The 21,393-nt window shown below is 51.7% G+C and carries 17 protein-coding genes; 11 read left to right on the top strand and 6 right to left on the bottom strand.

Features of this window, described 5'->3' with window-relative positions:
- Positions 1–128: 128 nt before the first annotated feature.
- Positions 129–1,766, top strand: coding sequence for an ATP-binding protein (locus IX84_RS04950; protein WP_044217032.1), 1,638 nt, complete (start codon positions 129–131; stop codon positions 1,764–1,766).
- A gap of 32 nt (positions 1,767–1,798) precedes the next feature.
- Here IX84_RS04950 and IX84_RS04945 read toward each other — a convergent pair whose 3' ends face one another.
- Positions 1,799–2,056, bottom strand: coding sequence for a hypothetical protein (locus IX84_RS04945; protein ID WP_044217029.1), 258 nt, complete (start codon positions 2,054–2,056; stop codon positions 1,799–1,801).
- Between the two features lie 40 nt (positions 2,057–2,096).
- Between IX84_RS04945 and IX84_RS04940 the strand changes: the two genes are divergently transcribed.
- Both IX84_RS04940 and IX84_RS04935 read left to right on the top strand, forming a co-directional pair.
- Complete coding sequence (locus IX84_RS04940) at positions 2,097–3,314, top strand: HD domain-containing protein (RefSeq protein WP_044217027.1); 1,218 nt, start codon at positions 2,097–2,099, stop codon at positions 3,312–3,314.
- A gap of 70 nt (positions 3,315–3,384) precedes the next feature.
- Positions 3,385–4,608 carry an MFS transporter gene (locus tag IX84_RS04935; protein WP_081968616.1) on the top strand — a complete coding sequence of 408 codons (1,224 nt, stop codon included), beginning with the start codon at positions 3,385–3,387 and terminating at the stop codon, positions 4,606–4,608.
- A 3-nt stretch (positions 4,609–4,611) separates the two neighbouring features.
- On the opposite strand, the gene IX84_RS04930 is transcribed toward IX84_RS04935, so the two are convergent.
- Positions 4,612–6,063, bottom strand: a complete 1,452-nt coding sequence (locus IX84_RS04930) for a hypothetical protein (RefSeq protein WP_044217025.1) — start codon at positions 6,061–6,063, stop codon at positions 4,612–4,614.
- A gap of 169 nt (positions 6,064–6,232) precedes the next feature.
- On the opposite strand from IX84_RS04930, the gene IX84_RS32385 reads away from it, so the two are divergent.
- The 7 genes from IX84_RS32385 to IX84_RS04900 all read left to right on the top strand — a co-directional run bounded on the left by IX84_RS32385 (position 6,233) and on the right by IX84_RS04900 (position 16,332).
- Positions 6,233–7,786, top strand: coding sequence for a T9SS type A sorting domain-containing protein (locus IX84_RS32385; RefSeq protein WP_052515766.1), 1,554 nt, complete (start codon positions 6,233–6,235; stop codon positions 7,784–7,786).
- A gap of 90 nt (positions 7,787–7,876) precedes the next feature.
- Positions 7,877–7,996, top strand: a complete 120-nt coding sequence (locus IX84_RS31820; protein WP_063777922.1) for a 30S ribosomal protein THX — start codon at positions 7,877–7,879, stop codon at positions 7,994–7,996.
- Positions 7,997–8,234: 238 nt separating this feature from the next.
- Positions 8,235–9,668: a glycogen synthase gene (locus IX84_RS04920; RefSeq protein ID WP_044217024.1), complete on the top strand. Its 1,434-nt coding sequence runs from the start codon at positions 8,235–8,237 to the stop codon at positions 9,666–9,668.
- A 21-nt stretch (positions 9,669–9,689) separates the two neighbouring features.
- A complete protein-coding gene (locus tag IX84_RS04915) occupies positions 9,690–10,958 on the top strand; it encodes a glucose-1-phosphate adenylyltransferase (protein ID WP_044217022.1) in 1,269 nt (422 codons plus the stop codon).
- Positions 10,958–11,761, top strand: coding sequence for an alpha/beta fold hydrolase (locus tag IX84_RS04910; protein ID WP_044217020.1), 804 nt, complete (start codon positions 10,958–10,960; stop codon positions 11,759–11,761). Before IX84_RS04915 ends, IX84_RS04910 begins: the two co-directional genes overlap by 1 nt.
- Positions 11,762–11,819: 58 nt before the next feature.
- Complete coding sequence (gene uvrA / locus IX84_RS04905; RefSeq protein WP_044217018.1) at positions 11,820–14,678, top strand: excinuclease ABC subunit UvrA; 2,859 nt, start codon at positions 11,820–11,822, stop codon at positions 14,676–14,678.
- Between the two features lie 91 nt (positions 14,679–14,769).
- Positions 14,770–16,332 (top strand): GH3 auxin-responsive promoter family protein, encoded by a 1,563-nt coding sequence (locus IX84_RS04900; RefSeq protein WP_238578228.1) that lies wholly within the window; start codon positions 14,770–14,772, stop codon positions 16,330–16,332.
- Here IX84_RS04900 and IX84_RS04895 read toward each other — a convergent pair.
- From IX84_RS04895 to IX84_RS04880, 4 genes are all read right to left on the bottom strand, one after another.
- On the bottom strand, positions 16,329–17,519 hold the full coding sequence (locus IX84_RS04895; protein WP_044217017.1) for a hypothetical protein: 1,191 nt from the start codon (positions 17,517–17,519) through the stop codon (positions 16,329–16,331). The two genes, IX84_RS04900 and IX84_RS04895, sit on opposite strands and share 4 nt — an antisense overlap.
- A gap of 112 nt (positions 17,520–17,631) precedes the next feature.
- Positions 17,632–18,450, bottom strand: a complete 819-nt coding sequence (locus IX84_RS04890) for a type 1 glutamine amidotransferase (protein WP_044217015.1) — start codon at positions 18,448–18,450, stop codon at positions 17,632–17,634.
- Positions 18,451–18,530: 80 nt separating this feature from the next.
- On the bottom strand, positions 18,531–19,481 hold the full coding sequence (locus tag IX84_RS04885; protein ID WP_044217013.1) for an ATP-grasp domain-containing protein: 951 nt from the start codon (positions 19,479–19,481) through the stop codon (positions 18,531–18,533).
- A gap of 43 nt (positions 19,482–19,524) precedes the next feature.
- Positions 19,525–20,229, bottom strand: coding sequence for an esterase family protein (locus tag IX84_RS04880; protein ID WP_044217306.1), 705 nt, complete (start codon positions 20,227–20,229; stop codon positions 19,525–19,527).
- A gap of 227 nt (positions 20,230–20,456) precedes the next feature.
- On the opposite strand from IX84_RS04880, the gene IX84_RS04875 reads away from it, so the two are divergent.
- Positions 20,457–21,326, top strand: a complete 870-nt coding sequence (locus tag IX84_RS04875) for an alpha/beta hydrolase (protein WP_081968615.1) — start codon at positions 20,457–20,459, stop codon at positions 21,324–21,326.
- Positions 21,327–21,393 lie beyond the last annotated feature (67 nt).

Below are 21,393 nucleotides of genomic sequence, written 5' to 3'. Positions count from 1 at the left end.
GAAAGTTTGCGGAATGAGGCGAAATTATTGAGGAAGCAAGAAAGCCAATTGAAGTACTGAATCACTTTAGGGTTAAAGTTTTTATAATAATTTTAAGGTTTAGCGAAGTCTGAAAAATTTAAGAGCTGATGGAAGAAAACAGCCTGCAGGATAAAAAGTCATTACGTGTGTTAACTAAGGCCAACCCAAATTGGGGTGAGTTGGCTAAGGATTGTGTGAGTTTTGCTAACGCGCAGGGAGGTTCTCTGATTTTTGGAATTGAAGACAAGGATAATCTTCCTCCTGAGGGGCAAAAAATCCCTGAAAACCTACCTGCAAGGTTGCAAAAGCAGATTCAGGGAAGGACAATTAATGTTAGCGTGATTCCTCAGGTGAAAATAGCTGCAAATGGAGGGGAATATTTAGAGTTATTGGTGCAGCGTAATATAACTGCTATAGCTTCTACCTCAAATGGTAGGTACTATATGCGTGTAAATGATGATTGTAAACCAATCCTGCCGGATGAGCTAGCCCGCTTATTAGCAGATAAGGGAGCTTATTTATGGGAGGTACAAACTCATTTGAAAGTTAACAGCAAAGCATATGATCTGGAAAAACTTTCTCAGTTTTTATCAGGTATTCATGCATCTAATCGAGTAAGTGACTTCGTTAAAGATAAATCTCCGGAGGAGCTCATTGAGCATTATCTTTTCAAATCCGGGCAGTACCTCACTAATCTTGGCATATTATGGATAGGAAAACGTGAACATCGCGCTCGTTTGCTTTATGCACCTTCCGTTCAGTTCATAAAGTACGATGAGCAGGAGCAAAAGGTCAATAAATTGGTTTGGGACGACTACAGTAAAAACCCACAGGAACTCATTCAGTCTGTGCTTGAAGAAGTTCCTGATTGGAAGGAAAGTATAGAGATTGCAGATGGTATCTTTCGAAAAAATATTTCCAATTATGATGAATCTGTAATTCGCGAGTTGATGGCCAATGCATTAGTTCATCGGCCGTATACGACTAAGGGCGATATATTTATCAATTTATTTCCCGATCGCTTAGAGATTCACAATCCGGGGTTATTTCCGCTTGGTGTAACTTCCAGGAACATTCTGCATAAGAGTGTACAACGCAATCCACATCTGTCAAAAGTTTTTTATGACCTAAAGCTTATGGAAAAAGAAGGGTCAGGATATGACCGGATATACGAATTACTGCTCTCTAGCGGAAAACCCCTTCCAGAACCTGTCGAGGAGTATGACCGGGTAAAAGTAACGGTGCGTAAACGAATTGTCAATAAGCATGTCATTCAATTTATTGAAAAGGTAAATCATGAGTATCAATTACGATCGAAAGAGCTCATTAGCCTGGGGCTTATAGCTCAGAATACTTCGCTTACGGCCATAGAGTTTGGTAATATACTTGGCTTGGAAGAAAAAGAAGCCATCCGCACGTGGTTAGGTAGATTACTGGACTTGAAGTTGTTAAAATCAAAAGGCAGGACCAAAGGAACTACTTACTATGTAGAGCCCTCTGTGCTTAAGAAGCACGAATTTAAGGGGCAAACTAGCTTGAAAAATATTCCGTCTCACCGCTTAGATGCCTTGATTGTTGAGGATTTAACCCGATATGGAAAAAGTGCTATTAGTCAGATCCACCAGCGTATTGGTAAAGAGATTCCCTTGCGTAGAATAAGGTATCAAATGAATCAATTAGTAGAAAGCGGGTGTGTATCAAAAAAAGGAGAGAAAAGAGGGACTAAGTATTTTATTGACAAATAAGCCCGAAAAAAAACCATTTTGTTAATACTTTGTCAATAGATAGCTAAAAGCAGATCCTTCCAGAAAATATTTGTCTCAGAAGGATCATTATTTTTCAGCTTATCTGAGAATGCGGCAAAAATCAGATTATCCTGTTCATTCAGAGCGTGAATGTCTGCACTCTCAGAATCAGTGTCATAAAGCAAGCGTCTTGCATGCATCATGATATTTGGTGCCTTAACCTGGGAGTGATTTTGCATTATCACCATATTTAAGAGATTGACCGTCTCAATTGATTTAACTTTATCCAAAACCAGCCGTTTCACCTGACAAACAGCAGAAAGACCTCAAATGAAGAACAAAAAAATCCTCAACGACCCGGTCTATGGTTTCGTTGGGATTCCCTACGGCATCATCTTCAACCTGGTAGAGCACCCCTACTTTCAGCGATTGAGGCGCATCAAGCAGACGAGCCTTACGCACTTGGTTTATCCGGGGGCCTTGCACACCCGCTTCCATCATGCTCTGGGCGCTTTGCACCTGATGCAGCAGGCTATAGAAGTGCTGCGCTCCAAAGACGTGCACATCACGCAGGAAGAAGCCGAGGGCGTTTGCATCGCTATTTTGCTCCACGATATCGGGCACGGCCCTTTTTCCCACACCCTGGAGCATACCCTCATGCAGGTCACGCACGAAGACCTGTCGCTCTACTTTATGGAGGAGCTGAATGAAGCCTTTGGCGGCCGGCTGGAGCTGGCGATGTCCATTTTCAGAGATGAATACCCGAAGCACTTTTTGCATCAGCTGGTTTCCGGCCAATTGGATATGGACCGCATGGACTACCTCAACCGGGACAGCTTTTTTACCGGGGTTCACGAGGGCGTGATCGGATACGACCGCATCATCAAAATGCTGGCAGTGCGGGACGGTGAGCTGGTGGTGGAGGAAAAAGGCATTTACTCCATTGAGAAATTCCTCATCGCCCGCCGCATCATGTACTGGCAGGTATACCTGCACAAAACGGTCCTCTCAGCCGAGCAAATGATGATCGTTGCGCTGAAACGCGCCAAAGACCTGGTGAAACAAGGTGAAATGGTGGAAGCCCCTCCGGCCCTAAGCTTTTTCCTCAACGGCGCCCCCACTGCTGCCGATTTTGAAGAGAACCGCAGTGCCCTGCTCCAACGCTTTGCCGCTCTGGACGATTACGATGTGATGACGGCCTTCAAATACTGGCAGCATCATTCAGACAAGGTGCTGGCTTACCTGTCGCAGTGCCTTATCAATCGCCGTCTTTTCCGGCTGGAGTTCAGTTACGAGCCCCTCGATCCCGCTTATCTGGACCGGGTGAAACAGGCCGTACTGGACTGGAGCGAGCTGGACCCCAGTGCGTTGGAATACCTTTTTATACAGGGAGCAGAAGCCAATGCGGCATATCGCAAAAGCAAAGACGAGATCAAGATACTCCGCAAAAACGGGCAGGTGTGCCCCATGTCAGAAAGCACCGACTACGATATACAATCCAAAGCCGTGCGCAAATACTATATCTGTTACCCCAAGATTAAGTTCTGATCTTTAGCAGCCCCGGTGCAACTATTGCCTGCCGTTAAGGGTTTGTGTTGGAACTCGAAAGCTGCTAAAAATGGTCAAAACTGCACTGAATGCCCCCGAAACACCCGTCATGAACGAGAAGCTACTGCTTTTTCTTCTGGCGATGGTGCAATTCACTCATATTATCGACTTCATGATCATCATGCCGCTGGGCAAGCAGTTTATGCAGCTGTTTGATATTAGCCCGCAGCAGTTCAGTGTGATCGTATCTGCCTACGCGCTGAGTGCCTTCGCAGTAGGTTTTCTGAGTGCTATGTATATCGACCGGTTTGACCGGAAAAAGGCACTCGCTTTTACTTATTTGGGCTTTACGCTGGGGACGTTTGCCTGCGGGCTGGCCAATGATTACTACATTTTTCTGGCAGCACGGAGCATCACCGGCGCTTTTGGTGGTGTGCTTTCCGCTCTGGTCCTTTCTATTATTGGCGATGCTGTTCCGCTCAAGCGGCGCGGGCAGGCGATGGGCGTTGTAATGACCGCTTTTTCTGCCGCCTCCGTTGTGGGCGTGCCGGCGGGGCTTTACCTGGCAGCATCTTTTAGCTGGAGGGCCACCTTCTTCGTGATTGGCGGTATTGCTGCGGTCGTCCTGGTCCTGATCTTCTTCTTCATTCCGGCACTCAACCGGCACCTGCAGGGAGAGGGTATACAGCGCAACCCTTTCCGCGTGATGGGCAATATCTTCAAAGATGGCAATCAGCGAATGGCGCTGTTGTTTACCACTATCCTGATGCTGGGGCACTTCACCATTATCCCTTTCATTGCCCCGTATATGCAGCTCAATATCGGCTTTTCGGACCATCAGGTGACCTATATTTATGCGGTTGGCGGGGCGCTCACTATATTTCTGTTGCCGTTCTTCGGGCGGCTGGCAGACCGGTTTGGGCATGCGCGCGTGTTCACCTTTGCCAGTTTAGGCGCGTTGGCGTCCATTTATGCCATTACCAATCTTGATACGGCTTCCATCGCGTTGGCCTTGTGCGTGACGTCCAGCTTCTTTGTGGTGGCCAGCGGCCGGAATGTGCCGGCTACTACGATGGTGACTTCAGTAGTGCGACCTGAGAGCCGCGGCAGTTTCATGAGTGTGCGCACGTCCATCAATCAAATGGCAATGGGGCTGTCTTCTTTTGTGGCGGGCCTGATTGTGCAGGAAAATGCAGATGGTTCGCTTGTTGATTATGAGTACGTTGGCTATATCGCCATTGTAATGAGTTTGCTCGCAGTAGCCCTGGCCAGGCGTTTGAAGGCAGTAGAGTAGTGATCAATTCCGCATTTCTGTAATTTTTTCCTGCAGCCACTGCCGGGAGGCGAGGGCGTCACAAGCCTGAACCTGCTGCTCGATTTTGTCCAGCGCCTTGTCGTCGCCCGGATCGACCCTCGACAGCCGGCGGGTAAACCGGATAACGTTCACGTACTGTTCCTTGACATCGCGGGCGATTTCCCGGTTACGCCGAAGGTAAATGCGGAAGCTGTCGAGCAGAGAGTCCAGGGCCAGAAACTCACCCATCTCAAAATAGGTCAGCAACAGCAATAGCTTACTGCCCAGGGTATAGACAATAGACTCGTACTCCACCTCCCGCAATTGGGCAATGACCTCATCGTACTTTTCCTGATGGAAATAGACTTTCGCGAGGTTGTATGTCAGTGCATTACGCTGGTGCTCTTCGGGCAGCTTTTCAGTGTAATTCTGAATGAAGTATTCCACCCAGTCCAGCTCTTTGATATGCAGCCCAACCGTGATGATGTTTTTGTAGTCCTGATAGCTGAGTACTCCGTTTTTCATCAGCAGGCCCGCTTCGATCGCCTGCCGGTAGACATCAAACAGCTCGTTGAAAAACCGGGCTTCTCCTGCATTGATCTTTTTGATGATGCAGTAGTTGCTCAGGTGGATGCATAGGGCGTTGGCATCAGGCTCGGGGACCTGTTGGACAATATGCTCAAAAAAAGCAGATTTGAGCTGATGAAACAACTCCTCCCCATCTTCAGCCTCAAAGAGCCGGGCAACAAGGAGATAGGCACGCAGCCAGGGCTCCTTCTCGGCATAACTTCCCTGCTCCATTTCCTGAAAAAGGTGGCCAGGGAGCCGGATGTCCGGTTTTTGTGCAGAAAACAAACCATAGCCCAGCGCATCGCAGTAATGCCGGAGCTTATGCAGGTAGTAGGAGCAGTTCAGGTAGTAGTCGGCTTGCTCCAGATGGGAAAAATCGGTCTGTTTTTCGGCACGGGCTTCGAGTTGCTGATGGCAGGCCAGGTGGTAATCGTAAAGTTGGCGGTAGTGGTCCTGCTCCGGCCGTTCAGCATTTTGCTGAAGGGTGTTGAATTTTCGGGAGAGCCCCCGGAAATGCTTGTCCTGATGGGGCTCCACCACCGTTTTCAGGGCCTTCAAAACCTCTTCCTTCTCTTTAGAGGCGCAGGTGTTGATGTAGATAAAACGGTAGGCCAGCTGCAATAGCTCCGAGCAGATTCGCCTCAGGGTCCCGTCCTTGTAAGGCGCCTTTCCATACAAACTTTTCCAAACAACCTTTTTTTCTAATTGTTTGTCCCGTTGGAGCACGTGTCTCCTGCTGTCGTCTAAATGTCCATTGAGGTATCGGAAAAGCAGAAGCAAAGTCTCGCTTTCATTAAAGTAAGGAGAGCTCAGAAAACGCTCAAATTGCAGCCGGTCTCTGGCAGAAAAAGTGAAAAGAAAGGAGATGAGCTTTGGGCTTATCATGTTTGGGGCGAACAAATTTTAATACCTAGGCTTGCTAAGTTGTTCTAAATCAAGGTATTGTGTTTTTGGTGTCTGGTTAATCAGATGACAAAATACGATTTTTGTCCTTTAGTGCAAGTGGATTTAAGTGCATTTTTGGAATATGGATGGTCTACATAAAACGATACACATGCAACTTTTACGTTTTGGCTTGATCTTGGGGGGATTTATCTTTTTTACCAGTGGCTACCTCTTTGCACAGGAAGATTGTATAGATCCCCAGCTAATCGACGAAACCATCATCTGCCCCACAATAGCAGATCCGGTTTGTGGATGCGATGGGCAGACCTACATCAATTCATGCGTGGCAGAGACCTGGTATGGGGTGACTTCCTGGATGCCCGGTGCCTGTCCGCCGCCTTCCTGTCAGGCCAGCTTCCTGTTTAGTTTTGTATCTGACGCTAATGCTTACCTGTTCAATACTTCAACGGCTTTCGATAGCGCCATAGTGACCATTAATGGTGTTCTCGATCCTTCGAACTTCCCAATGGGCAACAGTGCCTTCCTTGAACTGCCCGGCGATACGGCGACCGTTTGCCTGACAATTTGGACGGCCGATGGCTGTACGGACACTTACTGTGAGGCTATCTATGCAGACTCCCCAAATGACCTCTGCGCACAGACCGATTGCGTATGGCCCGGTGACGCAAACGGCGACCGCCTGCCTAATATTTATGACCTGGTCAATATCGGACTGGGCTACGGTAGTGCCGGTCCCGAGCGGACGGTCTTCCCTGATCCCGACAACCCTATTGCCTGGGCGCCCAACTTCAGCGACGACTGGCAGGAGTATGCTGGTGCAGTGGATTTCAAGCACCTGGACTGTGACGGGGATGGCTTTATTGATGAATGGGACGTCGACGCAATCAACTTTAACTATATGCCCGATAATGCCGTGGTCAGCGCCCCTACCCCTGGGGCTGTACCGGTCTATCTGGAGTTTGATCAGGAAAGCTTCACTATTGACAACAATACACCGGAGTACTTCTCCTTTAGTGCAGGGCTTTATGTAGGGGATGCGGATCATTTGGCAGAAAACCTACATAGCATCAGTTTGAACTTTGATTATCCAATCGGGCTGACGGTGCCCCACTCCATCACGGTGGACTATAATGATGATGCCTTTTTGGGGCATTCTGAAGACCTGCTGACCGTCCGTCGCGACCTTGTGGAGTTTGGGCAGGGGCGGTACGATCTGGCCTGGAGTCAGAAAAGTGGGCCAGGGAGTAGTGGCTACAGCCGCCTGGCCACGGTGAATTTCATCGTTAGTGCCGATATTATCATGGGGCGCTCCGTGCCGGAAACTCCATTCCCCACTCAGGTAAACGGCGTGTACCTCATCGATGCAGCGGGCGATACGCTGGATTACGACTTGCCTGGTGGAGATACGCTCGTCATCTACGATCAGACGCTGGCTAATGACGAAGTCTTGCCGGGCACAGTCGGTAAATTGGAAGCCTTCCCTAATCCCACCACGGGGAAGATCTACCTTCAGTTGCCACAGGGCAGCAGCGGCACCACGCTGGAAGTAATGGATGCTCAGGGCAGACTGGTCTGGGCGTCCCCTGCTACGCAGGAATTGCCTTATATAGACCTCAGCCGTTTTGGGCCGGGGCTGTTCCTGCTCCGGGCGAGGCTGGATGATGGCCGTATTCTGGTCTGCCGGGTGCTGCACACACCCTGAAAATAGGCTGCAGCGCAGTTTCTTTGCCTTCAAAGGATTTTTTATCTTTGCGGCGATAATCGATATTCATTAACATCAACTCATATCAAGATGGGAAAAGGTGATAAGCGCACGAAAAAAGGCAAGCGCTGGAGTGGTTCCTACGGCAACAGCCGTCCAAAGCCAGAAGACGAAAAGAAGAAGAAAGAAGAAAAGCAGAAAAATAGCTAAACTTCAATACGCGCCTTTCGGCATCAGCCCGGAAGGCGCGCTTCATTTTGGGCTGAGGCTGGAAGAGCAGTCCGTTGTTTAGCAGGAGGATAAATACTGCCGATGCAAACGGCGTACAAAACCCTGGTGCATTCTTTACAGAAACATCACCCTGTTATGCCCTCCGCTGCTGGAAATTTTCTTATTTTCCGGGCGCCCCGCGTTGTGTTAATGCGGGTATTAGCAACGAAAACCAACCATGAAGGTATTACACATCAGCGCAGAGTGCTATCCGGCGGCAAAAGCCGGAGGGCTTGGAGATGTTGTGGGGGCGCTTCCCAAATATCTCAACAAGGCAGGCTTGTCTACGGGTGTCGTTATTCCCAAATACCGCCTTAAGTGGTTTGAGGGCAAGACGTTCCAATCGGTGTATCAGGGGGTAGTCAGACTCCACAACTGGCATATCCCATTCAGTATACAACAGTTTACAGGTGATAGCCTGGGCTTCCCTTTCTTTGTTGCGGATATTCCCGGGCTGTTTGACCGTGCAGGGGTCTACGCAGATCCGGATGGGCAAAACTATAGCGACGAAGTGGAGCGGTATCTTGCTTTTCAGCAGGCTGTTTTGCAGTGGATTGTCAATAGCCCGGGAAAGCCGGCGCTCCTGCACTGCCATGACCACCACACCGGGCTGATCCCTTTTATGGTGAAGCATTGCCCGGAGTACCGGAGCCTGCAGCGTATTCCTACCGTTTTTACTATTCACAACGGGGCTTACCACGGCAACTACGGGTGGGACAAAATGTACCTGCTGCCGTTTTTTGATGCCGAAGCCCGGGGCTTACTCGACTGGCGGCATACCATTAATCCGCTGGCAACAGCGATCAAATGCGCCTGGCGGGTGACCACGGTGTCGCCTTCCTACCTGGAAGAGCTGCGGGAAGACTCCAATGGTATGGAAGCCCTGTTGCAGCATGAACGCCACAAATGCCTGGGCATCATCAATGGTATCGATACTCAGGTGTGGTCGCCAAAAGAAGACCCCTTCCTGCTTTACAACTGGACCGGAAGCCTCGCAGACTTCAAGCAGTCCAACAAGGCAGCCCTGGGGCCCCGTTTTCGCATTGACCTGAAGTTGCCATTGGTCACCTTTATCGGGCGGTTGGTGGGTGAGAAAGGCGCAGACTTGCTGCCCGACCTCATTGACCGGGTGCTGCAGTCAGGCATGCAGGTCGCCTTTGCCGTACTGGGCACCGGGCAGCATTGGATACACGATGCTTTCCGGCATTTAGCCAATCGCTATCCCGGGCGCTTTGATGTGGTGCTGGAATATAATGAAGGGTTGGCGCATCAGTTGTATGCTGGTTCTGACTTCCTGATGATGCCTTCCCGTGTGGAGCCCTGTGGGCTGAACCAAATGTACGCTATGCGCTATGGGACCCTGCCCATTGTGCGGTCGGTGGGCGGGCTGAAAGATACCGTGCCTGATATCGGAGTACCGAATAACGAAGGGCGCGGCATCCGATTTACCCACTTCAACCTGGATGATGGCCATATCGCGATCTACCGGGCCGTAGAATTGTTCCATAACCGTGCTGTGTTTGAAGACATCCGGCAGCGGATTACCGAAATGGATTTTTCCTGGGAGCGCTCTGCCGCAGATTACCGGGAAGTATATGAACAAATGATATAAACCACCTAACCACTTTGCAATATGATCCGAATGATAAGCCTGATCCTGGGGGGCGGCGCCGGCTCCCGCCTTTACCCACTTACAAGTGAGCGCTCCAAGCCCGCCGTGCCGATTGCCGGTAAGTACCGTCTGATCGATATTCCCATTTCCAACTGCCTGAATTCCGGGGTGCGCCGTATGTTTGTACTCACTCAGTTCAACTCGGCTTCCCTCAATCAGCATATCAAGAATACCTATCACTTCGATATGTTCTCCCATGGGTTTGTAGACATCCTGGCGGCAGAACAAACCCCATCGAGCAGCAACTGGTTTCAGGGGACGGCTGATGCGGTACGGCAAACCATGCACCACCTGCGTGCGCATGAGCACGATTATGTTCTGGTGCTCTCGGGCGATCAGCTCTACCAAATGGACTTTGGCGTTTTAGCCAACTACCATATCGATCAGGAGGCCGACCTGACCATCGCTACCATTCCTGTCACCGCCAAAGATGCACCGGCATTTGGCATCATGAAAGTCAACGCCGAGGGCTTCATTGAAGACTTTACGGAAAAGCCCGGACCCGACCTTTTGCCCGACTGGAAATCGGCGGTGCCGCAGGAGTATGCTTCTCAGGAGAAGCACTACCTGGCTTCCATGGGCATTTACATCTTCAAACGCGAATTCCTGGCTAAGCTTTTCGATGACCACCCGGATGCAACTGATTTTGGCAAAGAGATCATTCCTAATGCCATTACCGGAGGCTACAAAGTGGCAAGCTACGCTTTTGATGAGTACTGGTCCGATATCGGAACCATCCGTTCCTTCTTTGAAGCGAATATTGCACTGACAGACAACATTCCCGACTTCAATCTATTCGACAACCAAAAGCTGGTTTACACCCGGCCCCGCCTGCTGGCACCTTCCAAGGTGTACGGCACCTGGTTCAATAAAGCATTGATCGCGGAGGGTTGCATCATCCATGCCAAGAAGATTGAGCGCTCTGTGGTGGGTATCCGTTCGCGCATCGGCGAGGGCACTGAAATTTCAGAAGCCATTGTAATGGGTAACGACTACTACGAGACCCTGCACGAAATGGAGAAGGCGATACAGCCCATGGGGATCGGCAACGAGTGCGTCATCCACCGGGCCATTGTGGATAAGAACTGCCGGGTAGGTGATAATGTGGTAATCAAGGGCAGCCCCGATATGGAAGACACAGAGACCGAGACCTATGTGGTCCGGGACGGTATCATTGTACTGAAAAAAGGCGTCCACATCCCTGACGGCACGGTCATAGGTGAAAAATAATGCAGGGAACGGTCCGCTTTCTGGAGTTGCTGAACGGGCGGGTAGCTTACCGTGAGTTGGGCTATGGCCCAAAGTGCCTGTTGGCCTTCCATGGTTTTGGGCAGGACGGCTCAGTGCTGTTGCCCCTGATGCGTGCTTTTCCGGAAGCGGTGTACACCTGTTATTTCATCGACCTGCCCTTTCATGGGCAAACGAAGTGGGAAGATCCGACCTTTTCACATAGTGATTTAATGCAGATTATCCGGAAGCTCACTGCGGGGCGGCCCTGGGAAGGGTTGGGGCACAGCCTGGGCGGGCGGCTCTGGATCAGCCTGCTGCCGGAGCTAAAGCTGCGCCCCGAGCGCCTCTACCTGCTGGCGCCTGATGGACTGGGCAGCAGTTGGGGCGGGCTGATCGACCATACACCAGCACGGATGCGTTACCGGGCAGCCTGTTGGTTGAAGCGGCCTTTGCGGTTCCTGCAGTTGGCTAGTCTGCTGCGTGACTGGGGTGTGATCGACCGGTTTGCGCTCCGGTATTTGCAAACACAACTTGCAACCGAAGCCACCCGGCGTCGGTTATTCGGCACCTGGCAAAGCCTGTTGGCCTTTAAGCTCGGTAAAAACCGGGCACAGCAGATTCTGGCCGGCGCGGACTGTCCAGTGGAAGTCGGGCTGGGGAAAAAAGACATTCTGGTCCCCGCCCGTAAGCTTACTGCAGCCCTGGAAGGCATGCCTCAGGTACATTTAAAATTGCTGGACTGCGGCCACTGGGATATGTTGCAGCAATGGCAACCTGCAAAAGGTGCGCATAATTCAGGATAAGCCTCAACACTACCGCCTCCCATTCAGTTATACAAGGGTGCCGAACAACTCACACCTTATGACAGAGTATCCAGCAAGCGGGCTAGCCGCTTATGAGCAGATTAAAGAGAAGGATTATATCGAAGTGATTGGTGCCCGGGAGCACAATCTCAAGAATATTGACCTGCAGATTCCACGCAACAAAATGGTCGTCATTACGGGCATTAGCGGAAGCGGGAAATCTTCCCTGGCTTTTGATACCATCTACGCCGAAGGGCAGCGCCGTTACATGGAGACTTTCACCTCCTATGCCCGGCAGTTTATCGGGGAGATGGAGCGCCCGGAAGTGGAAAAAATCAACGGGCTCAGCCCGGTCATTTCCATAGAGCAAAAGACAACGGGCCGCAACCCGCGCTCCACGGTAGGGACCATCACGGAAGTCTATGACTTTATGCGGCTGCTCTACGCCCGGGCAAGCGAGGCGTATTCTTATGCTACAGGCAAGCGCATGGTAAAGTACACGGAGGAGCAGATGAAGGAGCAGATCATGGGGGAGTACGACGGCAGAAAAATCCTTCTCCTGGCTCCGCTGGTCCGGGGGCGAAAGGGGCACTACCGCGAGCTCTTTGAGCAGACCCGCAAACAGGGGTACGCTAAAGTCCGGGTGGATGGCGAAATACTCGACCTGGTCCCCGGCCTCAAAGTAGACCGCTACAAAGTCCATGATATTGAAGTGGTGATTGACCGGATCAAAGTCTCAGAAGACCGGGCGGCCCGCCTGAATACCTCACTGCAGGCTGCCCTGAAGATGGGCAACGGGTTGGTCTTCATCATGGAACATGGCAAGGAAAATGTCCGGACCTTCAGCCGTAATCTGATGGACCCCGATGCCGGTATTTCCTACGAAGAGCCCTCGCCCAACAGCTTTTCCTTCAACTCTCCCTACGGCGCCTGCCCCAACTGTAATGGCCTGGGGCAAATTAACCGGGTAGACCTGGGCAAGGTGGTTCCGGATGAGGAACGAAGTATCAACGAGGGCGGTATCGCCCCGCTGGGTGAGCCCCGAAAAAATACGACCTTCAACCAGTTGCGGGCCATTGCCAAAAAATATAAGTTCAGTTTTAACACCCCCGTAAAAGACATCCCCAAGGAAGCCCTGGAAGTCATCCTGCACGGCGGCGACAAATCCTTCAAGGTAAAGGTCAATGACTACAATGATTATTCGTATGATCTGGCGCAGGAGGGCATCGCCAACATGCTGTCGCGCTGGTACGATGACACGAGCTCCGAGAAAATCCGGCGCTGGGCAGAAGAGTTCATGACCATTGACACCTGCCCGGATTGCAACGGCTATCGCCTGAAGCAGGAATCGCTCCACTTCAAGGTTAGTGATAAGCATATTGGCGAACTGGCAGAAATGGACCTTACCATGCTTCGTGACTGGATGGAAGGGCTGGAAGCCCAAATGTCGGAACGTCAGGCCCTGATCGCCCGGGATATCCTGAAGGAAATACGCCTGCGCCTCGGCTTTTTGCTGCACGTAGGGCTGGATTACCTCTCGCTCAACCGCCCGGCGCGCACGCTGTCCGGTGGGGAGGCACAGCGTATCCGCCTTGCTACTCAAATTGGTTCCCAGCTGACGGGCATTACCTACATTTTGGATGAGCCCAGCATCGGCCTTCACCAACGCGACAACCAACGACTGATCGAAGCCCTGCGTGAGCTGTCTGACATCGGCAATACCGTCATTGTGGTGGAGCACGATAAGGACATCATGCTGGCTGCAGACTATGTCATTGATTTGGGCCCTGGTGCAGGCAAGCACGGGGGAGAACTCGTCGGGGCGGGCACCCCGGAAGAATTTATCAAGGGGCACACCCTGACTTCCGACTACCTGAACAACACCCGGCAGATCGAAGTGCCAAAGGTTCGCCGTAAAGGCACCGGAGAAGTTTTTGAGCTCAAAGGAGCAGAAGGCAACAACCTGAAAAAAGTTAATGTCAAAATACCATTGGGCACCCTGACCTGCGTAACCGGTGTGTCGGGCAGCGGCAAGTCCACCCTTATCAACGAAACGCTTTACCCAATTTTGCGGCAGCATTTCTACAAAAGCCTGAAGCCACCCATGCCTTACAAAAGTGTGAAAGGGCTGGAAAAGCTGGATAAAGTAATCGAAATCGATCAGTCGCCAATTGGGCGGACACCCCGTTCGAACCCGGCGACCTATACCGGGGTTTTTACAGATATCCGCAAGATCTTTTCCGAACTGCCGGAGTCAAAAATCCGCGGGTATAAACCGGGGCGTTTTTCCTTCAATGTGAAGGGTGGCCGCTGTGAAACCTGCAAAGGTTCCGGAATGCGGGTCATTGAAATGAACTTTTTGCCCGATGTACATGTCGAATGTGAGACCTGTATGGGACGCCGTTACAACCGGGAAACCCTTGAGGTCCTGTACAAAGGCAAGTCGATCAACGATGTGCTGAATATGACGGTGGAAGAAGCAGCCGAGTTCTTCGAGCCGGTGCCCAACATTTTCCGAAAGCTACGCACGCTAAGGGAAGTGGGGCTGGGGTATATCACGCTGGGGCAGCAGGCTACGACTCTGTCGGGCGGTGAAGCACAGCGGGTAAAGCTTGCAGAAGAGCTGGCCAAACGCGACACGGGCAACACCATTTATATTCTGGATGAGCCCACCACCGGCCTGCACTTTGAAGATATCCGGCATCTGCTGCGCGTCATCAATAAGCTCGTGGACAAAGGCAACACTGTGATCATCATCGAGCACAATATGGATGTGATCAAAGTGGCCGACCACATCATTGATATGGGGCCCGAAGGCGGGCACAGGGGAGGTACCGTGGTTTGTACCGGCACACCTGAGCAGGTCGCGAAGAAAAAAGACAGCTACACCGGGCTGTTCCTGAAGCAGGAGCTTTAACAACCGGCAAGGTAGCTTTTCTCAATGGGTAGGGGCCGCGCATGGATTAATACTCAGGCATTGGTGCAAAAGCACCGCATAATCCTTATATTTGAACACATACACCGCCAACAACACCAACGCCTCTATGAGGAAGTCGATCAACCGGGCCTTTAAATGGTATTATCAGCAACGGTATAAAGGTATTCGGCATTTTATGGAGCACCCCCATCAGGTTCAGGAGCAATTGCTGAAGCAGTTGCTGCAGTTTACCAAACATACCGAATGGGGGCGGCGATATGGCTACCGCGATATCCGCGATGCGGCACAATTTGCCCGCCGGGTACCGGTTAATGATTACGATGACCTCAAGCCCTTCATCAAACGTATGATGTATGGGGAGAAGGACGTGCTTTGGAGCGGTCAGGTCCGATGGTTCTCCAAGTCCTCCGGTACGACAAGCGACCGGAGCAAATTCATCCCCGTCCCTGCTCAAAATCTGCGTAAATGCCACATCCGCGGCACCTGGGACACAATGGCGCTTTTTTACCACAACCGCCCCGATGCCCGTCAGTTTGAGTGCAAAAGTATGATTATGGGGGGCAGTCTTTTTCCCTTCGAACCTTATCCCAAGACTACCTATGGCGATGTGTCTGCCATTATGATTCAGAATATGCCTGCAGTGGGGCGCCCGTTCTTTACACCGGATTTTAAAACAGCATTGCTGCACGACTGGGAGGTGAAGCTGGAAAAACTGGCCCAAATCGGAGCCAACGAACCCGATATGGTCATGATTGGCGGAGTTCCGACCTGGACAGTGGTCCTGTTCCGCCGCATTCTGCAGCTTACCGGGAAAAGCAATATGCTGGAGGTATGGCCCAATTTCCAGGGTTATGTCCACGGTGGGGTCAGCTTTACCCCTTACCGCAAGCAGTTTGAGGCGTTTTTCCCATCGGATGACATTAGCTACCAGGAAATTTATAACGCTTCTGAGGGATATTTTGCGGCTCAGGACGACTTCAGCCGGGACGATATGTTACTGTTGCTCAATAATGGCGTGTACTATGAATTCCTGCCCATGACAGAGTGGGACAAGCCCAATCCTGTAGCGGTGCCCCTACATGAAGTACAGGCTGGCCGGAACTACGCTCTGGTGGTCACTACGAATGCCGGGCTTTGGCGTTATACGCCTGGAGATACCGTAACGTTCACCTCTACGGAGCCTTACCGGATCAAGATTACGGGGCGTACCAAGCAATTTGTCAACGCCTTTGGTGAAGAGGTGATGGTGGAAAATACGGATCAGGCGCTGGATGCCGCCTGCCGGCGTACGGGGGCGGTCGTATCAGAGTATACCGTAGCTCCGGTTTATTTCAACGGAAACAGCAAAGGCGGCCATGAATGGCTGGTTGAGTTTGAGCGGGAACCCGCTGACGAAGCTCAGTTCGCTTATGTGCTGGACGAAGCTTTGCAGGCCGCCAATTCTGACTACGAAGCGAAGCGCTCCAAAAGCCTCGCTCTGGAGCAACTGCGCCTGCATGCCCTGCCTCCGGGCACTTTTCATGACTGGATGCGTGCCAGAGGAAAGTTTGGGGGGCAACACAAAGTGCCCCGCCTGGCCAATCACCGCAAATACGTTGAGGAAATTCTCGATTATCTCGGGAATAAGGTCTAAACCTTGAAGAAGCCCACACTCCCTCCTACCCAGTCTTTGTCCCGGTTATAGCGCACACCGACCATCAGGCCTTTGCTTAGCCGGGCCAGGTTGTTGACCATTACCGGGCGGGGGGCACCGCGTTCCCAAAGCATCAGCATGCGGATTTCGCACTTCGAAGGCTCGCCCGGGGTTTCTATCACCGGTGCGTAAGTTACCTTGCGCTGCAGAATGTAATTTTCCGGGTCTTTGATCGCGTCCACATCATGCTGATTGATGTTGATGATGACACCCGTCCCCGCAAAGGAATACAAAGGCTTGAGCACATAATTGTGCAGGTCTTCCGGCAGTGTCTCCAGCTCGTTGAGGAAGTAAGATTTGGGTACATACGGGCTGTCAATCAGCGGCAGGGTATGCTTGCTGATGCGGAAGAACCAGTTTGGATGGCCTACATATTCCACATCATGCTCGTGGATAAAGTAAAACTCCCGCTTGAGGTCATCGCGGCGGATCAGCTCATCAAAAATGACGCGGTTGAAAATTCGGCGAACCTGTATCTTGCGGCCTTCCTTGAAGTAGAACACTTTTCTGCCTTCCACCTTGACTTCAGATACACAAACGGACTCAATGCCAATCATGTGCTTGGCTGCGATAAAGTCGATCCCGGTGACTTGTTTGTCCGGTTCCACTTCCAGCAATATGACCTCCTCCGGGTCGTGGTCGCCAATGATGACCTGCCTCAGCTTTTCGAGGTACGTTTCAGAAGTCAGTCCGCCAAAGAGGTGAGAGTAGCCTTCCGGTATGTCATAAATCTCCCGGTACCCACGGGCCACCAAATCCTGGAAAAAGTAAAGAGAGGGAAAGCCCTGTACTTCAATAAGCTGAGGGGTAAGTGTCCCATCCGCTTCCTGGCAAATGCCAAAGTCCATTTGTAAGAAAGTGGTGTGCGGCGTTTCATTGGGAACCTCCTGCCCGGCGAGCAGTGCACTACGGGAGCGCTCTTCAAAATCGGGTGAGACGATAACATCCGTAATCTGGTCGCAGGCTTCAAAGAGTTTTGCTTTCAGATCATCCGGTATGAAAACTGGTGTTTCGGCAATGCGAAAGGGCGGGCGGTGGTTGTACTGCTTTTCTACCCATTCGAGCAGAGCCTGATAGCGCTCAGGTGTGAACGCTGCGTTGAATTGTTTCCGCAGATCGGGAACCATAAGTTTAGCGTTTTGTGCCGGCGGCGGACCGCAGTGGCATCGGTCAAACAAGGGTGTATGTGTTGCCGGCCCTGCCAAAGGCAGGAACAGCTATGGCTCCGGACCCGTTTGGTCAAACAGCGGCAGGAGCCTCTTCTAAAGCATTAATAGCACGGTGCAGGAAGAGCGGCAGGACGACCTCATGGGTCAGCCCGATCTTATCGGAATCCCGCAGGTGTTTGATCATGCGCAGGTACTTCTCCTCTCCGTGTTCGTCCACAACGGCTTTTTGCCGGGCCGGGTCCATAAAGTGCTCCCGCATACCATCAGGGTCGGCTTCCGGGTGGAACTGCGTGCCAATGATTTCCGGTGAAAAGCGAATAGCCATTACCGCACGTTCCAGCGGGACATGAGGCCTGATTTTCTCCAGCGCCAGTATGTCGGCACCCATTGCGGCCAGCTTTTCCTCATCTGGCTGTATGCATTGCCAGTGGCGGAAGTCCGCAATGAAAAAAGGATTGGGCAGCCCCTGAAAATTAGGGTCGCTCGCTCCTGCATCTGTCATGTGGCAGCGGAAGGTTCCAAAAGACATCGACTTGCGCTCCGTAACTTCTGCCAGTTCGAAATGCCGCACGGCCATCTGAAAGGAATGGCAAATGAAAAAGACATGCTTTTTCCGGTTGCCGGGAATCAGATTCCAGTCCCAGACCTGCTGCATCCAGTCGAAGTAGCGGACATCCCAGATGCCGTCTCCTTCAAACGGGCTGCCAGGGCCGCCGGTGGAAATATAAATATCGTAGTCCATGCCAGGCACCTCAGCTTTGCCGCGCACGTCAAAAATTTTCCATTCGTATTGCGCCTCAAAGCGGCGCACGATATCCTGAATGCAGCGCATGCCCTGATTGGGCGTGTTGTCGTACATATCCAGGATCGCTAATCGTAATGAAGACATATTAATTGCTTGTTACAGCGGCAAAGCTAAGGATTTTGACGGCAAGCCCAGGGAAGAAAACCTGCCGTCAGCTGACCAATTTAAAGTTTTTTACCGTTGACTGCGCCCTTCATAAAGGTGCCCCAGGTCAGGTTGTCCTGCCCGTCTACCTGCGCCTGCGCCCGTTCAATGGCGTAGCTGGCAGCGGTTTCCACCACCCAGTCAAAGTTGGCCTGCCCAACCGAGTGCAGGTCAGCATCCGGTGCCGGGTTGCAGAAGTCGATGGCATAAGGCACGCCATCACGGATAGCCAACTCTACGGTGTTGAAATCGTAGCCCAGTGCCTGATTGAGGCGCAGCACATAGTCTTCCAGTGTTTTCATCATCTCTTCGCCCACGTCAAAGTGCGCAGCGTAGCGCAGGTGGTGCGGATTGCGCGGCTCGTAAGGCATGATGCGGACGTGCTTGCCACCAATGCAGTAACAGCGGAAGTAAGCGCTGAAGTCGATGGCCTCCTGCAGCATCATCACCAGCTGATGGGTCTCGTTGTAGGCGCGGAAGAAGTCATCAGCATTATCCAGCTTGTACACATTCTTCCAGCCACCGCCGGCGAACGGCTTCATGAAAGCCGGGAAGCCCACGTACTCAAAAATACCTTCCCAGTCCAACGGGAAAGCCAGGTTGGAAAAGGACTCTGCAGAAGTATCCGCAGGGTGGTCCTTGGAAGGCAGAAGCACTGTTTTGGGAACAGGCACTCCGATTTTCTCAGACAGGGTGTTGTTGAAAAACTTCTCGTCTGCACTCCACCAGAAGGGGTTGTTGATCACGGCAGTGCCACTGGCTGCCGCATTTTTCAGGAAAGCCCGGTAGAAGGGGACATCCTGCGAGATACGGTCGATGATCACCGCGTAGCCCGAGTGGGCTGCTTGTACCACTTTATCGATGAGAACGGGCTCGGCTTGGATCCCTTTCACCTTTTTGGAGTTGATACGGTCGATCAGCGCGTGCGGGAAAGAACGTTCCTGACCGAAGAGAATACCAATTTTTTTCATGGAGTTTATGGTTTTTAGACAAGTGCTTGCGTAAAAGGATATTCTAAATCAGAGATAAATAATGAGGGAACATTTCCTGCCAAAGCGGCCAGTCGTGCTCCTTCCAGCCCCGAATATCCAACCAGTGGTTAATGCCTTTTTGGTTGAGCAGGTGCGAAAGGCGCTTATTGGCATCCAGGCAAATATCCCATTCCGAGGTGCCCAGGACGATGTTCATCTGCCAGAGCGCCGGATGGTTGCTGCCCGGAAGGAAATCTACCGGGTTGTTAAAATAGACATTATCGTCGTAATAACCATCCATAAACATCTTTATGTCGAAGGCGCCGCTCATGGAGAACATGTGGCTGACCAGCTCCGGGTGCTTAAAAGCAAAGTTGGCCGCATGGTAGCCCCCAAAACTGGCCCCCGCAACGGCTACTTTACCACCCGCAGTATTCCACCGGATGCTCGGCACCAGCTCGTGAAGGAGCATTTGATCATACCAGACATGGTTCCTGACCCGGTCTGCCGGATGGATACCCTTGTTGTACCAGCTTAGTGCATCCACGCTATCAGGGCAGAAAATCTGGATAAAGCCCCGCTCCACGTACCAGTGCGCGGTCTGTACCAAACCGAAGTCCTTGCCCTCGTAATATCGGCCCTGACTGGAAGGGAACAAAATGACCGGATAGCCCTGATGGCCGTAGATGAGCATTTCGATCTCCCGGTTAAGGCTCTGGGAGTACCACTTGTGATAAGTCTCTTTCACGTTTTTCGTCTTGATGCCGCTCCAAAAAGCAGAGTAATTGTACTTTTGACAATAAGTTCTGCAAAAATACGGGCTTTTCCGGTATTTCAAAGTATTAAGTTGCTGATGTTCAAATGCTTATCAGATAGCAGGGCAATAGTTGTAATGCCTAATACTTCGTACACGAATTAATTGGTGGTATTTTTGTGCGTCTGCGGAGCCGATGTCAAAATAAATCCTTGAAATTCATGTGGTTGTTCAAAAGGGAAGCCATTCGGAAATTTTTCCATTTTTTTTCGCCGGATGCGGGCAGAGTAGAGGTGGAGGAGCTGCCGGGCCTGCGGTCTGCCTGGCTGAAGCGGGAGGTTAGGGTGCGCGTATTGTTGCCGCCCGGGTATGCCGAATCCAGCCGTAGCTACCCCTTGCTTGTCCTAAATGACGGGCAGGACCTCGAAGCGCTCCGCTTCGTCAGGGTATTGGAGCGGCTATACCGAAAGGGAAAAGTAGGCCATTTTATTGCAGTTGCCGTACATGCCGGTGACCGCATGCAGGAATACGGCACGACCGGCAGAGCAGACTACATGAACCGGGGTCTCAAAGCCGGGGTTTATACCCGGTTTTTGCTTCGGGAGCTGCTGCCGCTGCTAAGGCAGCAGTACCGGATTGATACTGATCCGCAGGCCCACGCCATAGCCGGTTTTTCACTGGGTGGGCTTTCCGCTTTTGATGTCGGCTGGCATCATCCGGAGGTTTTTGGGCAGATTGGGGTGTTCTCGGGTTCATTGTGGTGGCGTTCCAAGCCATTCCGGGAGGAAGCTCCGGACGCCGACCGTATTGTACAAACTTATGTGGAAACAAGTAAAACCTGTCCGCCGCTCCGTTTCTGGCTGCAGGCCGGGACTGATGACGAACAGGCCGACCGCAACAACAACGGCATTATCGACGCCATTGATGATACCCTGGACCTGATCAAAGCTTTGGAGGGCCTCGGTTATGACCGAAAGCAAGCCATTCGTTACGTTGAAGTGTCGGGTGGAGAACACAATCCCCAAACGTGGGGGCAAGTAATGCCGGATTTCCTGCAATGGGCGTTTCCCAAACGAGCAACAAATGAATAACTTTGCCGTTCTCAAAATATGCCGGAGCAGCCGGTGCCGATACTGCCCACCTGTACGTGGCAGGCGA

The organism is Phaeodactylibacter xiamenensis (assembly GCF_000759025.1).
In the GTDB taxonomy this organism is placed as follows: Bacteria; Bacteroidota; Bacteroidia; order Chitinophagales; family Saprospiraceae; genus Phaeodactylibacter; species Phaeodactylibacter xiamenensis.
This window is presented reverse-complemented; position numbering and strand designations above follow the sequence as displayed.

Bases quoted from the DNA above. Each gene is read 5' to 3' on its own strand.
- IX84_RS31820 (WP_063777922.1), top strand. From the start codon at position 7,877: ATGGGAAAAGGTGATAAGCGCACGAAAAAAGGCAAGCGCTGGAGTGGT.
- IX84_RS04930 (WP_044217025.1), bottom strand. From the start codon at position 6,063: ATGATAAGCCCAAAGCTCATCTCCTTTCTTTTCACTTTTTCTGCCAGA.
- IX84_RS04875 (WP_081968615.1), top strand. From the start codon at position 20,457: ATGTGGTTGTTCAAAAGGGAAGCCATTCGGAAATTTTTCCATTTTTTT.
- IX84_RS04885 (WP_044217013.1), bottom strand. From the start codon at position 19,481: ATGAAAAAAATTGGTATTCTCTTCGGTCAGGAACGTTCTTTCCCGCAC.
- IX84_RS32385 (WP_052515766.1), top strand. From the start codon at position 6,233: ATGCAACTTTTACGTTTTGGCTTGATCTTGGGGGGATTTATCTTTTTT.
- uvrA (WP_044217018.1), top strand. From the start codon at position 11,820: ATGACAGAGTATCCAGCAAGCGGGCTAGCCGCTTATGAGCAGATTAAA.
- IX84_RS04935 (WP_081968616.1), top strand. From the start codon at position 3,385: ATGGTCAAAACTGCACTGAATGCCCCCGAAACACCCGTCATGAACGAG.
- IX84_RS04890 (WP_044217015.1), bottom strand. From the start codon at position 18,450: ATGTCTTCATTACGATTAGCGATCCTGGATATGTACGACAACACGCCC.
- IX84_RS04940 (WP_044217027.1), top strand. From the start codon at position 2,097: ATGAAGAACAAAAAAATCCTCAACGACCCGGTCTATGGTTTCGTTGGG.
- IX84_RS04895 (WP_044217017.1), bottom strand. From the start codon at position 17,519: ATGGTTCCCGATCTGCGGAAACAATTCAACGCAGCGTTCACACCTGAG.
- IX84_RS04915 (WP_044217022.1), top strand. From the start codon at position 9,690: ATGATCCGAATGATAAGCCTGATCCTGGGGGGCGGCGCCGGCTCCCGC.
- IX84_RS04910 (WP_044217020.1), top strand. From the start codon at position 10,958: ATGCAGGGAACGGTCCGCTTTCTGGAGTTGCTGAACGGGCGGGTAGCT.
- IX84_RS04920 (WP_044217024.1), top strand. From the start codon at position 8,235: ATGAAGGTATTACACATCAGCGCAGAGTGCTATCCGGCGGCAAAAGCC.
- IX84_RS04950 (WP_044217032.1), top strand. From the start codon at position 129: ATGGAAGAAAACAGCCTGCAGGATAAAAAGTCATTACGTGTGTTAACT.